18 protein-coding genes, 11 tRNA genes and 1 riboswitch are annotated in these 16,658 nt (G+C 32.2%); of the genes, 26 read left to right on the forward strand and 3 right to left on the reverse strand.

The annotated features are described in order from the left end of the window. Positions 1-41: 41 nt before the first annotated feature. The 14 genes from comGA (at position 42) to R4B61_RS05030 (ending at position 12,044) form a co-directional block, all read left to right on the forward strand. A complete protein-coding gene (gene comGA, locus R4B61_RS04965) occupies positions 42-1,010 on the forward strand; it encodes a competence type IV pilus ATPase ComGA (protein ID WP_413627177.1) in 969 nt (322 codons plus the stop codon). Further along, positions 979-1,980, forward strand: coding sequence for a competence type IV pilus assembly protein ComGB (comGB, locus tag R4B61_RS04970; RefSeq protein ID WP_413627178.1), 1,002 nt, complete (start codon positions 979-981; stop codon positions 1,978-1,980). The genes comGA and comGB overlap by 32 nt, the downstream gene beginning before the upstream one ends. Beyond that, positions 1,980-2,279, forward strand: coding sequence for a competence type IV pilus major pilin ComGC (gene comGC / locus R4B61_RS04975; RefSeq protein WP_413627179.1), 300 nt, complete (start codon positions 1,980-1,982; stop codon positions 2,277-2,279). Before comGB ends, comGC begins: the two co-directional genes overlap by 1 nt. Continuing rightward, positions 2,251-2,871: a prepilin-type N-terminal cleavage/methylation domain-containing protein gene (locus R4B61_RS04980; protein WP_413627180.1), complete on the forward strand. Its 621-nt coding sequence runs from the start codon at positions 2,251-2,253 to the stop codon at positions 2,869-2,871. Before comGC ends, R4B61_RS04980 begins: the two co-directional genes overlap by 29 nt. A 4-nt stretch (positions 2,872-2,875) precedes the next feature. After that, the gene (locus R4B61_RS04985; protein ID WP_413627181.1) at positions 2,876-3,298 is read left to right on the forward strand and encodes a competence type IV pilus minor pilin ComGF; all 423 of its coding nucleotides are present in this window, start codon (positions 2,876-2,878) and stop codon (positions 3,296-3,298) included. A gap of 204 nt (positions 3,299-3,502) precedes the next feature. Continuing rightward, positions 3,503-4,513, forward strand: a complete 1,011-nt coding sequence (locus R4B61_RS04990; protein WP_413628298.1) for a class I SAM-dependent methyltransferase — start codon at positions 3,503-3,505, stop codon at positions 4,511-4,513. A gap of 30 nt (positions 4,514-4,543) precedes the next feature. Beyond that, positions 4,544-5,734, forward strand: a complete 1,191-nt coding sequence (locus R4B61_RS04995) for an acetate/propionate family kinase (protein ID WP_413627182.1) — start codon at positions 4,544-4,546, stop codon at positions 5,732-5,734. Between the two features lie 72 nt (positions 5,735-5,806). Beyond that, positions 5,807-6,289 carry a helix-turn-helix domain-containing protein gene (locus tag R4B61_RS05000; RefSeq protein WP_413627183.1) on the forward strand — a complete coding sequence of 161 codons (483 nt, stop codon included), beginning with the start codon at positions 5,807-5,809 and terminating at the stop codon, positions 6,287-6,289. Beyond that, positions 6,262-7,155 (forward strand): IS3 family transposase, encoded by an 894-nt coding sequence (locus tag R4B61_RS05005; RefSeq protein ID WP_413628263.1) that lies wholly within the window; start codon positions 6,262-6,264, stop codon positions 7,153-7,155. Before R4B61_RS05000 ends, R4B61_RS05005 begins: the two co-directional genes overlap by 28 nt. 141 nt (positions 7,156-7,296) lie before the next feature. Beyond that, positions 7,297-8,628, forward strand: coding sequence for an amino acid permease (locus R4B61_RS05010; protein WP_413628299.1), 1,332 nt, complete (start codon positions 7,297-7,299; stop codon positions 8,626-8,628). A gap of 90 nt (positions 8,629-8,718) precedes the next feature. Continuing rightward, positions 8,719-10,116, forward strand: a complete 1,398-nt coding sequence (locus R4B61_RS05015; protein ID WP_413627184.1) for a bifunctional metallophosphatase/5'-nucleotidase — start codon at positions 8,719-8,721, stop codon at positions 10,114-10,116. Continuing rightward, positions 10,106-10,642: a YutD family protein gene (locus R4B61_RS05020; protein WP_413627185.1), complete on the forward strand. Its 537-nt coding sequence runs from the start codon at positions 10,106-10,108 to the stop codon at positions 10,640-10,642. Before R4B61_RS05015 ends, R4B61_RS05020 begins: the two co-directional genes overlap by 11 nt. A 3-nt stretch (positions 10,643-10,645) precedes the next feature. Continuing rightward, positions 10,646-11,425 carry a TIGR01457 family HAD-type hydrolase gene (locus R4B61_RS05025; protein WP_413627186.1) on the forward strand — a complete coding sequence of 260 codons (780 nt, stop codon included), beginning with the start codon at positions 10,646-10,648 and terminating at the stop codon, positions 11,423-11,425. After that, positions 11,418-12,044, forward strand: coding sequence for a TIGR01906 family membrane protein (locus R4B61_RS05030; RefSeq protein WP_413628300.1), 627 nt, complete (start codon positions 11,418-11,420; stop codon positions 12,042-12,044). Before R4B61_RS05025 ends, R4B61_RS05030 begins: the two co-directional genes overlap by 8 nt. A gap of 4 nt (positions 12,045-12,048) precedes the next feature. On the opposite strand, the gene R4B61_RS05035 is transcribed toward R4B61_RS05030, so the two are convergent. Then, positions 12,049-12,693, reverse strand: a complete 645-nt coding sequence (locus R4B61_RS05035; RefSeq protein WP_413627187.1) for a VTT domain-containing protein — start codon at positions 12,691-12,693, stop codon at positions 12,049-12,051. Positions 12,694-12,952: 259 nt separating this feature from the next. Between R4B61_RS05035 and R4B61_RS05040 the strand changes: the two genes are divergently transcribed. The 11 genes from R4B61_RS05040 (at position 12,953) to R4B61_RS05090 (ending at position 13,987) form a co-directional block, all read left to right on the forward strand. Continuing rightward, positions 12,953-13,025: transfer RNA gene (locus tag R4B61_RS05040), tRNA-Asn, on the forward strand. Positions 13,026-13,031: 6 nt separating this feature from the next. Further along, a tRNA-Ser gene (locus tag R4B61_RS05045) sits at positions 13,032-13,123 on the forward strand. 14 nt (positions 13,124-13,137) lie between these two features. Beyond that, a tRNA-Glu gene (locus tag R4B61_RS05050) sits at positions 13,138-13,209 on the forward strand. Positions 13,210-13,213: 4 nt separating this feature from the next. After that, positions 13,214-13,286 (forward strand) — tRNA-Val (locus tag R4B61_RS05055). 11 nt (positions 13,287-13,297) lie between these two features. Continuing rightward, positions 13,298-13,372, forward strand: a tRNA-Asp gene (locus R4B61_RS05060). A 58-nt stretch (positions 13,373-13,430) separates the two neighbouring features. Continuing rightward, positions 13,431-13,503, forward strand: a tRNA-Phe gene (locus R4B61_RS05065). Between the two features lie 5 nt (positions 13,504-13,508). Further along, positions 13,509-13,591 (forward strand) — tRNA-Tyr (locus tag R4B61_RS05070). 9 nt (positions 13,592-13,600) lie between these two features. After that, a tRNA-Trp gene (locus tag R4B61_RS05075) sits at positions 13,601-13,671 on the forward strand. Positions 13,672-13,685: 14 nt separating this feature from the next. After that, a tRNA-His gene (locus tag R4B61_RS05080) sits at positions 13,686-13,758 on the forward strand. Between the two features lie 52 nt (positions 13,759-13,810). Then, positions 13,811-13,881: transfer RNA gene (locus tag R4B61_RS05085), tRNA-Cys, on the forward strand. Positions 13,882-13,902: 21 nt separating this feature from the next. Further along, a tRNA-Leu gene (locus R4B61_RS05090) sits at positions 13,903-13,987 on the forward strand. A 147-nt stretch (positions 13,988-14,134) separates the two neighbouring features. Here R4B61_RS05090 and R4B61_RS05095 read toward each other — a convergent pair. Together R4B61_RS05095 and R4B61_RS05100 are read right to left on the reverse strand one after the other, a co-directional pair. Then, entirely contained in the window at positions 14,135-14,887 is a 753-nt protein-coding gene (locus tag R4B61_RS05095) for an ion channel (protein ID WP_413627188.1), read from the reverse strand. A 151-nt stretch (positions 14,888-15,038) separates the two neighbouring features. Beyond that, on the reverse strand, positions 15,039-15,638 hold the full coding sequence (locus R4B61_RS05100; RefSeq protein ID WP_413627189.1) for a TMEM175 family protein: 600 nt from the start codon (positions 15,636-15,638) through the stop codon (positions 15,039-15,041). Between the two features lie 170 nt (positions 15,639-15,808). Continuing rightward, positions 15,809-15,897, forward strand: a riboswitch (TPP riboswitch). A gap of 109 nt (positions 15,898-16,006) precedes the next feature. On the opposite strand from R4B61_RS05100, the gene R4B61_RS05105 reads away from it, so the two are divergent. Then, positions 16,007-16,657, forward strand: a complete 651-nt coding sequence (locus R4B61_RS05105) for a hypothetical protein (protein WP_413627190.1) — start codon at positions 16,007-16,009, stop codon at positions 16,655-16,657. Position 16,658: the final 1 nt, after the last annotated feature.

Here is a 16,658-nt window from a genome sequence, read left to right on the forward strand (position 1 = left end):
AGAGTCTTTTTTTTCGTATCTAATATAAAGGATGTGAAAAAATGGAAATTAGTAAATTATTTGAACAAATTATTGAGTTAGCAGTACAAAAAAAGGCCTCAGATATATATTTTTTGCCTAAAAGTAAAAATTATGAGGTCAAGATTCATACTAGTAATGGGGTTATTCAATTATCAGAGCTTGACTTTAGTCTCGCCAAACGGGTGATCACTTTTTGTAAGTATCAAAGTGGTATGTCAGTTTCAGAAAAAAGACGCCCACAAATGGGATCAATTTCATATATTTTAAAAAAACAGAAGTTACGGTTTAGATTGTCATCAGTAGGTAATTTTAATAATCATGAATCATTAGTTTTACGGATTATTTATGATAACGAAAAAAATGATTATCAATTTTTTGAATCACATAGTTTAGATGATTTGATTAATCTATCTAATCAGCGTGGCTTAATGCTTTTTGCAGGTCCAACTGGTTCAGGTAAAACAACTACAATTTATAAAGTTGCTCGTGCTCTACCTAATAACGAAATTGTCATGGCAATTGAGGATCCTGTAGAAATTTTTGAAGATCGGTTTTTACAATTAGAGGTAAATAATCGAGCGGATATGGGATACGCTAATTTATTAAAAGTGGGTTTGAGACAGCGGCCTGATGTTTTCATAATTGGAGAGATTCGAGATTCTGAGACTGCAAAAATGGCAGTTAGGGCCGCACTTTCTGGACATTTAGTTTTCAGTACGATTCATTCAAAGACTCCTGGTGGCACAATTCAAAGATTATTAGAGTTAGGCGTAGATGACAGTCAGCTAAAGAGTGCACTCAATTCAGTTACATATCAAAGATTAATTCCTAATCAAAACAATCAGAGTTGTGCATTATTAAGCACTAAATCTAAAAATGTTTTTGAAATGAAATCAGATGATCTTGATAAATGGCAGTCAGCTTTAAATAGACTAAATGAAAAGGGGCTGATTACAAATGAAAACTTTGAAAAGTATAAATTCGGATAAAATTGGGTTAAAAAGGCAAGCGTTCATTTTAAACACATTATCAGATTTGTTAGAAACTGGGTTTTCGGTTCAACAAAGTTTAAAATTCATAAAAACGGTGTCCAAACCCAATGCAAAGATAATTACAAAAATTCAGTCAAGTCTGCTTGATGGTTATTCGTTGCCCGAAGCGATGAAATTTTTCTTAAGTAAGACCATTTACCAACAATTAAAAATTGCTGATAATCATGGGCAAATAGTTGCCGGATTGAAAGAAGTTGCTGAATTTATTTTAGAAAAAATGAAGCAAAAAAATAAAATTAAGGAATTATCTTTTTATCCTATTTTATTATTTACTTTTTTATTTTCGATTATATTGGCTATCAAAATAATTATATTACCGGCAACTAGCATTAAGTCCAGCTCTGAGACAAGTGGCAATTTATATGGATGGATTGGCTTATCTTTGATTGTAATTATTGGTACTAGTTTATTAATTTATAAATTTAAACGCTTTGACAGAATGAAACAGGTCGAATGGTTAATCAGAATTCCATTAGTTGGGAAAATATTTTTTGAATATTATCAGTATTATCTTGCAACTAATCTAGCTTTAATGCTAAAAAATGGTTTAGATATGTATAAAATTGTCGCTGTTTTTAAAGAATTTGAAGAAAGTACATTTTTACAAAAAATTGGGCAAGATATAGAAAATGGGTTAAATAATGGAGATAATTTAGAACGAATTTTTGCAAAATATCCTTTTATTTCTGATGAAATGCTGGTGTTTTTATCTAATGGTAGTTCTAATGAAAAATTGGCAATGAATTTAAATGCCTGGGCAAAAATGTGTTTTAAAAGAATGACGAAGGCAGTGGAAAAGATTATTAAATTAATTCAGCCGCTTTCATTTGTAATTATCGGAATAACAATTACAGTTACTTACTTAAGTTTGTTAATGCCACTATACCAATCAATGGAGAATATATAATGAAAAAAAGAAAAGCTTTTACTTTAATTGAAATGACAATTGTTTTATTTATTATTTCTTTGCTTATTTTAGTAATGATTCCTAATCTTAATTCACAAAGAAATCGGGCAAATACAATCCATGGATCTGCAATGGTTAATGTAGTGCAAACGCAAGTTGATGCTTACCAGGACGAATTTGGAAATGAAAATGTTACCTTGGAAAAATTAGAAGAGAATAAATATTTATCAAAAAAACAAATTCAAAAAGTGAATGAAGAAAAAATAACAATTGAAAATAACAATGTTAAGCAAGGGTAAAAAGCAAGGATTTACCTTAGTTGAGAGTTTGGTTGTTTTAGCAATCAGTGCTATTACAATTTTAGTTATTATTTTTTCAACTGCAATTGTTAAACAAAATAGTTATGGCGAACGGGTATTTTGGAATGTATTTAATGAAAAATGGAATGGAGCAATCCAAAAAAGTAGAAATGATAAAAAAATAGTTAGGGTCGAGTTTTCAACTAGCAATCGGGTTATATTTTCTAGTTATGATAATCGAAGATTAAATCGAGATGTACTCCCAATGCCACAAGGTTTAAAAACAGAAAAATGGAATGAAATTGTAATCAATGAAGATGGTTACGTAAAGCCGCAGACGGTGGTTTGGTTTTCTGAAAATAGTAATACTAGGATTTGGCAAAAATTTCAATTAGGATGGGGGACTTATAACTTTGAAAGGAAAAAGTTTCATAGATCTGGTTATTCTTTGATTGATACTTTGATTGGATTTGCAATAATTTGTTTTACCGTAATCCTTTATTTAGAAACTTCACATCAATTTAATTTAAAGATGATTCAAAGTAACCAGGAAATGATACTAGTAAGAGAAAAATATGACAGAGAAAAATAGGTGTTTGATTGAGAAAAGACAGGCATTTTCTCTAGTGGAGACTTTGGTTTCTTTGGTAATAATTTCGCTGGCAATTTCAATAATGATGATTACCCTAAATCAGATTAATTTATATAATAAAAATAACATTGATACTAATAGTTTATATCGTTATATAGATCTACTTGAGTCTGATCAATATAATTTCGAAGTGCTTGACGTTACTAATAATAAAGTTAAATTGTATAGTACATCTAAACAAAGAAACTATAATTTAACGATTTATAAAGATGTGATTCGACTTGCTACTACGGATGGTGGGTATATGCCACTTTTAAATCATGCACAATCAACTAAGTGGATGATCAAAGATGATTATTTATTTTCTGAGATAACCATTGGAGGTAAAAAAATTGAAACCAAGATACACGTTAAGACGAAACGGTAGTTTAACAATTCTTGCAATTATTTTTTTGCTGATTGTATCAACGGTTCTTTTCTACCAATTGCAAGACACAAAGTCTAAAATTAAAAGTAATCAAATCAGAATAAATAGAATGAAATCAGATCTTAAATAGGTTCCTAAATCTTGAAATATCCTAATATATTAGGTACTATTGACCTATGTAACTCATAGAAGGAGCTGATTATTCTGTCTGAGGAAAATGTTACTACTTTATACCAGGTATTTGATCAATCTACTACAGTACTAATGAATGCATTGGATACTTCCTATTTGGATGCTTTTATTGAAACTGTTGATAATATGATTGATGATAATACTGTTCGGGTTGAAGATGGTATTCCAAATGAAAAAGTTGTTCACCAACTAGAAAATTTATATCAAACTGTTGATTTGAATAAGAATGATTCGCTTACGATTAGAAAAGCTATTCAAATGGCTCTAATTAGGTCAATAAAAGTTGATAAAATTCAATCAATTCATCAAATAACACCAGATTTAATTGCTTATATAATCGGATACTTAGCAATTCCCTTGTATAAACAAAACGAAGAATTAACTATATTTGATCCAGCTGTGGGGTCAGGTAATTTGTTAACTTCAATAATTGATCAAATTTCTGACGAATTAGGACAAAAGATTAAAGGAATTGGTATTGATAATGATGATTCTTTAATATCTGTTGCAAGTATTAGCAGTAGTTTACAAAAATTAGATGTTGATCTTGTTCATCAAGATAGTATTGATGAAATCAGTTTGCCACCAATTGACTTGGTTGTTTCTGATCTTCCCGTTGGTTTTTATCCAATCGACGATAATGTTGAAGATTTTGAAACTAAATCGGTTTCAGGACATTCTTACGTTCATCACTTGATGATGGAACGTTCGATTGAATGTCTTAAAGAAGGTGGATTTGCCTTTTTTGTTGTTCCTAGTAACCTATTTCAAACTAGTGAGGCTAAGGGATTATTAAAATGGATGCAAGATAGTGCTTATCTGCAAGGAATTTTGAATTTGCCTAGTGAATTGTTTTTAAATGACGAAGCACAAAAGGCGATTATGATTCTTCAAAAACATGGTCCTAATGCTAAACAAGCTGATAAGGTAATGCTTGGAGAATTTCCATCATTTAAAGACGTTGATAAATTACAAAAATTTATTAACGATACTGTTGATTGGGAAGAAAAAGATTTATTATAAATTTAAAACAGATTATTAAGGGGATTTATTATGAGTAAATTTATCGCGGTTAATGCCGGTAGTTCAACATTGAAATTTAAGTTATTTGATATGCCAGAAGAAAGTGTTATTGCTGATGGTGTGATTGAAAGAATTGCAATGCCAGATTCACACGTTGAAATTAAGTATGGTGATGGCCAAAAATATGATGAAATTATGGATGTTGAAAATCATGAAAAAGCCATCCAAATTTTATTGGATCAATTATTAGATCTTAAAATTATTGCTGATTACTCTGAAATTAACGGAGTTGGTCATCGAGTTGTTGCTGGTGGAGAATATTTTGACAAATCAGTTGTCATTACTCCGGATGTAATGGAAAAACTAGAAAGTTTAAAAGAATTAGCACCTCTTCATGAACCAGCAAATGTTACTGGAATTAAAGCTTTCCAAAAAATCTTACCAAACGTTATCAGTGTGGCTGTTTTCGATACTGCTTTCCATGCTACTATGCCAGAAAAAAATTATTTATACAGTTTACCTTATGAATATTACCAAAAACATGCTGCTAGAAAATATGGTGCTCATGGTACTAGTTACCGTTATGTTTCTCAAAAGGCCGCTGATGTTTTAGGCAAGCCAGTAGATGATGTTAACCTGGTTATTATGCATTTAGGTGCTGGTGCATCAATTTGTGCAATTAAGAATGGTAAGTCATTTGATACTTCAATGGGATTCACACCAGTATCTGGAATTACAATGGCAACTAGATCAGGTGATGTAGATCCTTCATTGTTAGCTTACATTATGGGTCAAGAAGGTATTACTGATATTAATGAAATGATTGACGTATTAAATAATAAATCTGGTTTGTTAGGTATTTCTGGAGTTTCTGCAGATATGCGTGATGTTGAAGCAGCAGAGACAACTAACCATCAAGCAAAAGTAGCTAGAGAGATTTACATTAACCGAATTGTTAAGTATGTGGGTGCATATATCACTGAACTAGGTGGAGTAGATGCAATTGTATTTACTGCTGGAGTTGGTGAAAACAGTATTACGGTTCGTAAAGAAGTTACTGATGAATTAGGATACTTTGGTGTTAAAATCGATCAAGACAAAAACAACGTTCGTGGCGTTGTCAGAGATTTAAGTACAGACGATGCTAAAGTTAAAACTTTATTAGTTCCAACTGACGAAGAATTAATGATTGTCCGTGATGTTCAAGCCCTTTCTAAATAAAAAAATGATAAAACACTTTAATGAAGTGAACCCCCTGAGTTGGAGTAAATCCAAAACTCAGGGGGTTTTATTATGTTTTCAGCTAAAATAAAGAAACAAGTTTTAAGTGAATATCTACAGGGAACTTCGTCCCTATTACTTATGAAAAAGTATGGTATCAAAGGAACTGCGACGATTTATCAGTGGCTCAATCTATTTAAAATTTTTGGCGATCAAGGATTAGAAAATTGTCGGAGGAAGACATTTTATGACTATTCCTTTAAAATCAAAGTTATCAAATGGCGACAAGAACATCATGCCTCATATCCAGCAACTGCAACCCATTTCAGATTGAAACAACCGATGATAGTTTGGGACTGGGAACGAAAACTGATTGAGGGACGTCTTAAGCCATATAAAGGACGGTCTTTAAAAATGACAGATAAATCTAAACAATCTAAGACATTGAAACAACTTCAGGAGGAAAACGAGCTTTTACGATTTCGGGTAGCATACTTGGAAAAACTCGAAGCCTTGGCACAGAAAAAATCTCAAACAAAGAAAAAGCCCAGCTAATAACTGAGCTAAGGCGTAAATTCAATGTTAAATTAGTTGTAGCTTTAAAAGCAGTACACATGTCGAGCAGCAGTTACCACGATGCACTTCATCGTAAATATCAATCAGGATCATCAACGTTAGTTGATGAGATTAAAAGTATTCGTTTGGAAAATCCTGATTACGGTTACCGAACAGTGACTTTAGCGCTTAAAAATAAGGGAATCATCGTTAATCACAAGGCAGTACTTCGTATTATGCGTGAAAATAATCTACTTTGTCAGGCATTCAATCGACGAACGAAAAAGTATAACTCTTATAAAGGAACTGTAGGTACAGTTACCCATAACCGTTTAAATCGTCGTTTTAAAACGAATCGTCCATTTCAAAAAATCGTTACTGATGTAACGGAGGTCCGTTGGGGTAATCAAACGATCAACGAACGTGCATACTTTACAGCTTATATGGACCTTTATAATGGAGAAATTCTTGAATGGAACATTGGTCGTAGACCAACGGTAGACTTTGTCACACGACCCCTTAAACGATTAGTGGCAAGATGTTCATCCTTACCATACCGTATGACAATTCATTCGGATCAAGGGTTTCAGTATCAGAACTTTAGGTACGTGAATATTTTGCGACAAGCTCGCGTTTTCCAAAGCATGAGCCGCAAGGCCACATGCCTAGATAATGCGGTAGCTGAAAGTATCTTTCACATTCTTAAAGTTGGCACGGTTCACAATTATCAATACCAAAACTACGAAGAGCTAGAATCTGCCATTACAAATTACGTAGATTATTACAATAAACATCGTATTAAAACAAAATTGGCCGGTATGTCACCGGTAAAATACCGGGAACATACCAGCCAATTAGTAGCTTAGAAATTCACTCCAATTTATGGGGTTCACTTCATAAACAAGTGTTTTTTTATTTAGACAAATTTCGAATAAACAAGTATAATTTTATTAATAGCTTTAACTGTTAATGAGAGGATGTTTATTTTGAAAAACGAAAAAAATGACATGTCTAGAGGTTTAAAGAGTAGACATGTCCAATTAATAGCACTAGGTGGAACGATTGGAACAGGTTTATTTTTAGGAGCTGGTAAGTCGATTCACTTAGCCGGTCCGTCAATCTTATTAGCATATTTAATTGCTGGATTAGCTTGTTTCTTTTTAATGAGAGCATTAGGTGAACTATTACTTTCAAACACTAACACGGTTTCATTTATTGATTTTATTAATAAATACATGGGAAAGAGAACCGGATTCGTTGCTGGTTGGACTTATTTGGTTTGTTGGATTACCATCGCAATGGCAGAAATTACTGCTTCTGGATTATACGTTCAATATTGGTTCCCAGACATACCAATTTGGGCAACTGCCTTGTTTTTACTAGTTATCTTATTCTTGATGAATTCAATAACGGTTTCTGCATTTGGTGAAACAGAGTTTTGGTTTGCAATAATTAAAGTGGTTGCAATTGTCGTATTAATATTGGTTGGGGTTATTTTAGTGACAATGAACTATAAAACTTCTGTTGGTCATGCATCTGTTACTAACCTAACTGACGGTAGTTTCTTCCCCAATGGATTTAAAGGTTTCTTTCTTTCCTTCCAAATGGTGGTATTTAGTTTTGTAGGGGTGGAAATGATTGGAATGACTGCTTCTGAAACTAAAGATCCGAAGAAGATTATTCCTAAATGTATTAATGATGTTCCAGTTAGAATTATCTTATTCTACATTGGAGCATTGGTTGCACTTATGTGTATCTATCCTTGGTCACATGTATCACCAGATTCAAGTCCATTTGTACAAGTCTTCCAAGGAATTGGGGTAAAACCTGCGGCAGCAATTGTTAACTTTGTTGTTTTAACAGCAGCTGCATCTGCATGTAACAGTGCAATCTTTACAACTGGAAGAATGTTGTATTCATTAACCAGTGAAAGTAATAATAAATTAGGTAAAAAGTTAGGTACGTTATCTAAAAGAGGTCTTCCTTACAACGCAATCCTTTGTTCAACAATTTTGATTGCTCTTTCAGTTATTTTAGATTTCATTATGCCTAGTGGAGTTTTTGATTTTATTTCTAGTGTTGCTACTACTTGTTTCCTATACATTTGGTCACTAATTGTAGTTGCTCACTACAAATATCGTAAATCACTTAGTCTAGATGAAACAAAGCAATTAATTTTTAAAATGCCAATTTTCCCTTATTCAAACGCATTCACAATTTTATTTATGGTGATGGTTGCGATTGTTTTAAGTTTCCAAACACAAACGCTAGTTGCGTTAATTGGATCAGTAATTTGGTTAATCGCTTTATATGCATTTGATTTCTATAAAAATAAATAATAAAAGTCGATGATTTAGATCATCGACTTTTTTGTATGGTTAGTTTACTTTTAAATGTTAAAATTGATATTAACGACGGAGGTTAGACTATTGAATAATAAAATTGCAATTTTACACACTAATGATCTACATTCACATTTTGAAAATTTTCCCAGAATCCAACGTTTTATGCAAAATGAAACGACAAAATTGGAAAAAGAGGGTTATCACGTTTTACGAGTAGATGATGGTGATGCAATTGATAGATTCAATCCTTTAACGGATGTAACTAGCGGACGTGAAAATGTTAAGTTGTTAAATCAGCTTCATTATTTTGCTACCACAATTGGTAATAATGAAGTTTTAACAACCTCACATGATGAATTAAATCAATTGTATGATCAGGCTAATTTCGATGTTTTAATTGATAATGTGATAGATGAAAAAACTGGTGAATACCCTAAATGGGCAAAGTTATATAAAGATTTAAAATTAAAAGATGGCAAAATCATCAGATTTATGGCTTTAACTTTTCCTTATGCCACTTTTAATGATTTAGGTTGGGATGCTAAACCGGTCTATGAAACCATTCAAAAATTAATTGAAAAGTGGAAGGGTCAATATGATTGTTTAATTTTACTTTCACACTTAGGAATTAATTTTGATCGAGAAATTGCTGTCAAATTTCCTGAAATTTCAATTATAATTGGAGGACATACTCATCATTTGCTTGAAAATGGTTTGTTAATCGATAATACCTTATTAACTGCTGCCGAAAAGTGGGGCCATTATATTGGCGAAATTACGTTTAATCTCGACGATGGCGTAGTTAAAAATAGAAAAGCTAAGACCATTAAAGTAGATAAATTGGCTGTTGATAATCAAGATGAAAAATGGGTTTCTAATTTAGATCACCTGGGCCGTAGTAAACTTGCAAAACGAAAGGTTGCTGACTTACCACAAAAGTTATCAACGTCTTTAACGGATGATAACGATTTGATTGAAGTTGGACTAAATGCAATGAACCAATACGCTGGGACCCAAGCAGCTGTTTTAAATACTGGGTTGTTTTTAGATGATTTAAGCGCTGGAATTGTGGACATGAATCAAATTCAAAAAGTTTTGCCACATAATATTCATGTGATGAAAACTGAACTTTATGGTTATGACTTGTGGCGATTAGTTAAAGAGATGGAAAAAAACAAGAAGTTTTTAATTCGTTTTGAGCAAAAAGGAATGGGTTTCAGAGGGAAGTACTTTGGAAAATTAATTTATAAGGGATTATATTTTGATGAGAAGAAACAGCAGCTCTTCTTTCAAGATGAATTGGTGCTACCTTATCAAAAATATGAAATTGCTTTATTAGACCATTATAATTTCATCCCATTTTTCCCAACTATCAATATTGTAGGTAAGAATCACATATACTTTGAGGGAACTTTAAAAGAAATGTTTGCTGAGTATCTAACAAAAAAATATCCAATAAAGGGTGGAAGTAATGAAACATAGTGAAATTGAAGAAATTATTGAACAAAGAAAAAAGGATCGATTAAAATATGCCAATATTAGTCAGACTGACGAGGAAACCCTTGATATTAATGGGCATGTTTATAAGATTATTGCAAATGAAAGAAGTGCATTTGACTTAACTCAATTTATCAATGCATTTAATCCAATCTTTACTCATTTTGATTATATTGTTGGTGACATTGGCTACGGTCAACTTAGATTAAAAGGTTTTTACGATGATAGCCGAAACGTTGAACAAGATTTAAAGAAAAGTGCGATTCGTGATTATTTATATGATTATGTCAATACGGGTTCTAATTACTTCGTACTGCATAATCTAGAGGCTAGCATAGTTAAGGAAACCAAACCGAAAAGTAATCAAAGTGCTAAAAATAAAAAAGCACCAAATAAAAAGCCTGCTAATAAGCGAAAAGCTAGCGGTCGCCATAATCAAGGAAAATCAATCAAGCCTAAAAATACTAATAAGCGACGTAAATTTACAATTAGACAAAAGGGTAAGGACTAGTATATGAAAAGATATAAAGGTTATTTAATTGATTTAGATGGAACTATTTATCAAGGTAAAATTAAAATTCCTGCAGCCAAGCGATTTATTGAAAGGTTGCAAAAAAACAATATTCCATTTTTATTTGTTACTAACAATACGACTAAGCATCCTAAAGATGTAGTTAAAAATTTAGCAGAAAATCACGATATTTTTGTAACGGTAGATAATGTTTATACTGCCGGTCAGGCAACAGCTGAATATATTTCAGCTGACGCTGATAAAAAACAACTAGGTAAAACTGCATATGTGATTGGAGAAAACGGATTAAAGGGGCTAATTAACCAAGCTAACTTTGATATTTATACAGAAAATCCTAATTATGTAATAGTTGCTTTAGACCGAGATTTAACTTATCAAAAATTGGCCCAAGCAGTTCTTTATGTGAATCAAGGGGCTAAATTCATTGGAACGAATGCTGATACTTTGATTCCAAGTACAGAAGGAATGCTTCCTAGTGCAGGGGCTTTGATTGACTCTGTTCGTTATGCAACGGGGATTAACCCAACTATCATTGGTAAACCAAATGATTTAATTGTTAAAAATGGCGCTCGAAAGCTAAATTTAGCTGATGATGAAGTGGTCATGGTTGGTGATAATTATAATACTGATATTTTGGCCGGAATAAATGCCAACGTCGATACTTTGTTAGTATATTCAGGGGTATCTACTAAAGACCAAATTAAAAATGTTGCTAAAAAACCAACTCATGAAATTGATAGTTTAGATGACTGGAATGTATAAATTTCAAGATTATGTTTTTATACTAGTGACATTATTTTTTTGTATTAGTTTAACTGTCTTTCTTACCATTAATTCAGTGTATCTTTATCACATTTATATAATAATTTGTAAATTAGGTGTGGAGTTTAAAGTTTCAAATCACACTTTGCTGCAAAATTATCACTCGATGGTTTACTTCATTCAAAATCCATTTTTAAACGTTCTGGGCCTTTCAAAATTTTCGTTATCTAATTCTGCGCTTAGTCATTTTAAAGATGTTAGAAAGCTCATATTGCTTTCTGATGTGGTTTTAATTATTAGCAGCAGTTATTTATTGTGGTTAAGAAAGAGTAAAAACTTAAAGTTTTTACTAGTTAAAACTAATGAGTTAATTAAACGTTTAATCATTTCGTTAAGTATTATTACAGTAATAGTGCTTTTAGATTTTCATGAAATCTTCATATACTTTCATATTCTGTTATTTAGTAATCAAAATTGGTATTTTAATCCAAAAAAAGATCCGATAATTAATGTATTACCGGATCAGTATTTTTTATTATGTTTTACAGTAGCGTTAATTTATCTATTTTTATTACTATTATTTTTTTATTGGAAAGGAACTGCTAAACCTAAAAAGTAATTAATTATTTTTTATTGTCTAATCTAGATTTAATAATTCCAATAATTGCTGGGATTAATGAGATTACAACGATAAGAATTACAATTACAGAGAAGTGTTTTTGGACGAAGGGAATGTTTCCGAAGAAATATCCACCACCACAGCAAAGGGCTACCCAGGTAACACAAGCAGTAAAATTATACTTGATGAATTGTTTGTAGCTGTAATTACTACTTGCTGCTACAAATGGTGTAAAGGTTCTAACAATTGGCATAAATCTTGCTAGAAAGATGGCGATTGCTCCATGCTTAGTGAAAAAGTTATGGGCGTGATCAAAGTCTTTCTTTTTTATAAACTTACTTAGAAAGGGATTGTCTGTAATGGCAAGTCCTACTTTTTTTCCAATAAAGAAGTTTAATGAATCTCCAATTAATGAAGCGAAAAAGAAAAGGAGAACAAAAATAATAATGCTCAAATGATATTTAGGGTTAGCTGAAAGGGCGGCAGCTGCAAATAGCAATGAATCACCAGGTAAGAATGGTAAAATAACTGCTCCTGTTTCAACCAAAATAATTAAGAATAGGAATAGGTAAGTCCAGTCACCAAAAGTATTTACAATTGAAATTAAATGTTTATCTACGTGTAAAACAAAATCTATCAGGGTACTCATATATATAGGAACTCTCCAATCATTTAGTTATAATACTAGTGTATCAAAGTTTATGATTCTAAACTAAAATCTAATGAAATTTTAATATAAAAAAGTTGTTGACGAACCTAAAAAATGTTGGTAATATATTGATTGTTGATTTGGTTAGCAATTACCAAGTTTAAAGAAATTATTTATTTAAATTTCTTCTTGACATTGATTCTTAATGTCATGTATAATGATGTAGTTGTCTTGTTCAAGGCCTGCAAAAATCAATTATTCCGACATAGCTCAGTTGGTAGAGCACCTGACTGTTAATCAGGTTGTCGACGGTTCGAGCCCGCCTGTCGGAGTATTATGGAGAGTTGTCCGAGCTGGCCGAAGGAGCATCATTGGAAATGATGTAAACGGATTAAAGTCTGTTTCGAGGGTTCGAATCCCTCACTCTCCGTAAGATATTAATATGACCCGCTGGTCAAGTGGTTAAGACACTGCCCTTTCACGGCAGTAACATGGGTTCGAATCCCGTGCGGGTCATTTTGGAGGATTAGCTCAGTTGGGAGAGCGTCTGCCTTACAAGCAGGATGTCACAGGTTCGAGCCCTGTATCCTCCATTGATCAACATGGTCCGTTGGTCCAGTCGGTTTAAGACGCCTGCCTGTCACGCAGGAGATCACGAGTTCGAGTCTCGTACGGACCGTAGTTGTTAATAGCAACTATAATTAAATATTTAACATATATAAACATAAGTGGGACATGGCTCTGTAGCTCAGTTGGTAGAGCAACGGATTGAAGCTCCGTGTGTCGGCAGTTCGATTCTGTCCAGCGCCATTTATGGAGGGGTAGCGAAGTCTGGCTAAACGCGGCGGACTGTAAATCCGCTCCTTCGGGTTCGGTGGTTCGAATCCACTCCCCTCCATTTACTTATAGGGATATAGTATAACGGTAGTACATCGGTCTCCAAAACCGCTAATGCGGGTTCGATTCCTGCTATCCCTGTTTATAATGTTATGGCGGTAGTGGTGAAGTGGTTAACACATCGGTTTGTGGTACCGACACGCGTGGGTTCGATTCCCATCTACCGCCCTTTTTCTTACCTTCCTTTATTTGGAAGTAGGGGGCAATTCTTTAGATTCATGGCGGTATAGCCAAGTGGTAAGGCAGAGGTCTGCAAAACCTTTATCGTCGGTTCAAATCCGACTACCGCCTTATGATTTTAAGTAATCATTTGCCGAGATGGCGGAATTGGCAGACGCGCTGGACTCAAAATCCAGTGATCATTGCGATCGTGCGGGTTCGACCCCCGCTCTCGGCATAATTTAAAGTTTCAAAGGCTTTGTATGAACGGTAAAACGTTGGTACAAAGCCTTTTTTGTTTGTAAAAATTTGGTATCCTTGAATAATTTTGTCCGTATTTTGCCCGTTTATACATATTAATAATCATGATTTTAATTTATAACAGCTAATTATTAAGTAATTGATTTTTCTTTTTTTCAAATTCATCTTTAGTAATTATGTCATCATCTAGCAATGATTTGAATTTTCTGATTTCATCAGCATTTGAACGTTTATTTTCCTCTTCATGTGTAAAATAAGCAGTAAAAGTACTGGTTAAAATTCCAACGAAACTGATACCAACCAACATTAATACAATTGCAATGAGTTTTCCAATTTTGGTTACAGGACTAATATCACCATATCCAACGGTCGTTGAAGTTGTAATGGACCACCATAACGACTTATCAAAAGAAATATTTTCCGATAGGGAGAATAGGAGAGAAGCAACCACTAAAATTGAAATAACAACTAATAGAATATAAATAAAACCATTAGTTTTTAAAAATTTTTCAATTCTTCTGTTTAATTTACCTGCAACACCAATAAATCTAAGTAGTTTAGATAATTTCATCAGTTTATTTAATTTTAATAGTTTAGTTATTCTAAAAGCTTTAAATATTGTGAAAACTGAATTTACTGGAATAATTGCTAATAAATCAAAGATATGATGAGTTATAAAGTCTTTTTTATTCTTTGATAGTATAAATCCAATTCCATAGTCTAAAATAAATATTAACCAAATAGATTGATCGATTATACTGAATGGATGTTTTTCGATGTTAATCATTTTTGAGAAGTCTAAAATTACCATTGCGATAGATATTAATGCTAATAGAATTATTATAAATTCATAAATATTGCTGATTATTTTTTTCATTTTTAGAGTCTCACATTTATTATATATTTTATAAATTACATATTAATTACAATTATACCTAATAAATATTATTTTGCTTTAAAAACGAATAATAATCTTTTAAATAATAAAAAAGCCATGAGAACAATTACTTTCTCATGGTTTTTAAGATTTAATCTATAAATTCATCTAGCTGATCACTATCAGGTGTTGTTTTAATCCCATTAACAATTACTTCAATTAACCCAATTAAAAGACCAATTGGAGGGAAGACGAATACAATAATGATCATAATTACGAGAATAACTGGATACCAGATGCTATTCATGAACCGATAAATAAACATCCTTCTTATTTTTTCAGCAGGACCGCCATCATTTTCTAATTGATTTGCGAGGGCTTTACTTAAGAATAGATAAGCATAACTCCAGAATGCAAAAATTAGAAGATAAAATATTTCGGGATCTCGATCATTGACAAATTCTCCCACCCAAGCGGTTGCAACAGGAATTAAGGACATTGAAAATAACCATAAATTATTTAACCAATATATTTTCTTAGTAATATGTTTGGACAAGGTAAACATGTAGTGATGGTTGTACCAGGCAACTCCAATGAAGAACGAACTAACTATGTATGCAAAAAAGTAGGGTGCCTTTTCAAAAATAGCTTCAAAAGTAGGACTTTCTGGAACTTTTAATTCAAGTACCATTATCGTAACAATAATGGCAATAACGGCGTCAGTAAATGCTTCTAATCGTGATTTGTTCATATAAATCTCCTTATAAATTATTTATTAAATTTCAGTATACAATTTTAAATTTTATTAAACCGATTATTTAGCTTTCTTAATAAATTTATATTAATTAACTTGTAATTTATTAATGTAAATTGAGGTTGATTGTTATTTTTTTAAAATATATGCTAGACTCAAACTATCTAAATAATAAGTTGGGGTGCCTTGAGCTGAGATAATACCCATAGAACCTGATCTAGCTAATACTAGCGCAGGAAACTTACTACCTGGTTATAGGGATAACTGGGTATTTCTTTGACTATCTTTATTTACATTGAAAGATTAGCCCTCAGCTCATTGCTGGGGCTTTTTTTATTTAGTAAAAATAGGAATGGAGATTAGTAATGGAAGAACAGTTATTAGCAACCGAAATGAAAAATAGCGTAGAAAAGTTATTGCCGGAATTATTTGAAGATTCATTTATAAAGGGAATCATTAAAGGACATCTTTCTACCGATGTTTTGGTGAATTACGTCCAACAGGATAATTTATATTTAGAAGAGTTTATAAAGTTAGATTCACAGCTTTTAAAAATCATTCAACCCAAAGATTATCAAGAAGTAATTAAAAATCTTAAGGGAGAAAATATTGCTCATGATGTTTTGCTAAAAGCGGCAGTAAGAACTAATCAGCAAGTAATGAGTGAAAAAATTCAAATGAAGCTAACAACCCATTTATATTTGATTCATTTGCAAGAATCTGTTGAAAAATCTCCAAGTATTGGATTGGCAGCGATGCAGGCTTGTCCGTATGTATATTCGTATCTAGCAGACCAAGTTTTGCAAAATATCAGCATTGATAGTAATAACCCGTTTAAAGAATGGTTACAATTTTACTCAAGCAAAAAGAATGATTTTACTTCTAAAATGTTCGAGGTACTAAATCAATTAGGTCGAAATGTTAATGATTTTGAATTTAATCAGGCTATCACTGCTTTTGAAAAAAGTTGTGAATACGAATTAGACTTCTTTAGACAAGCGGTGGAGGATTTATAAA

It is taken from the genome of Fructilactobacillus vespulae, assembly GCF_047324295.1.
Classification (GTDB): Bacteria; Bacillota; Bacilli; order Lactobacillales; family Lactobacillaceae; genus Fructilactobacillus; species Fructilactobacillus vespulae.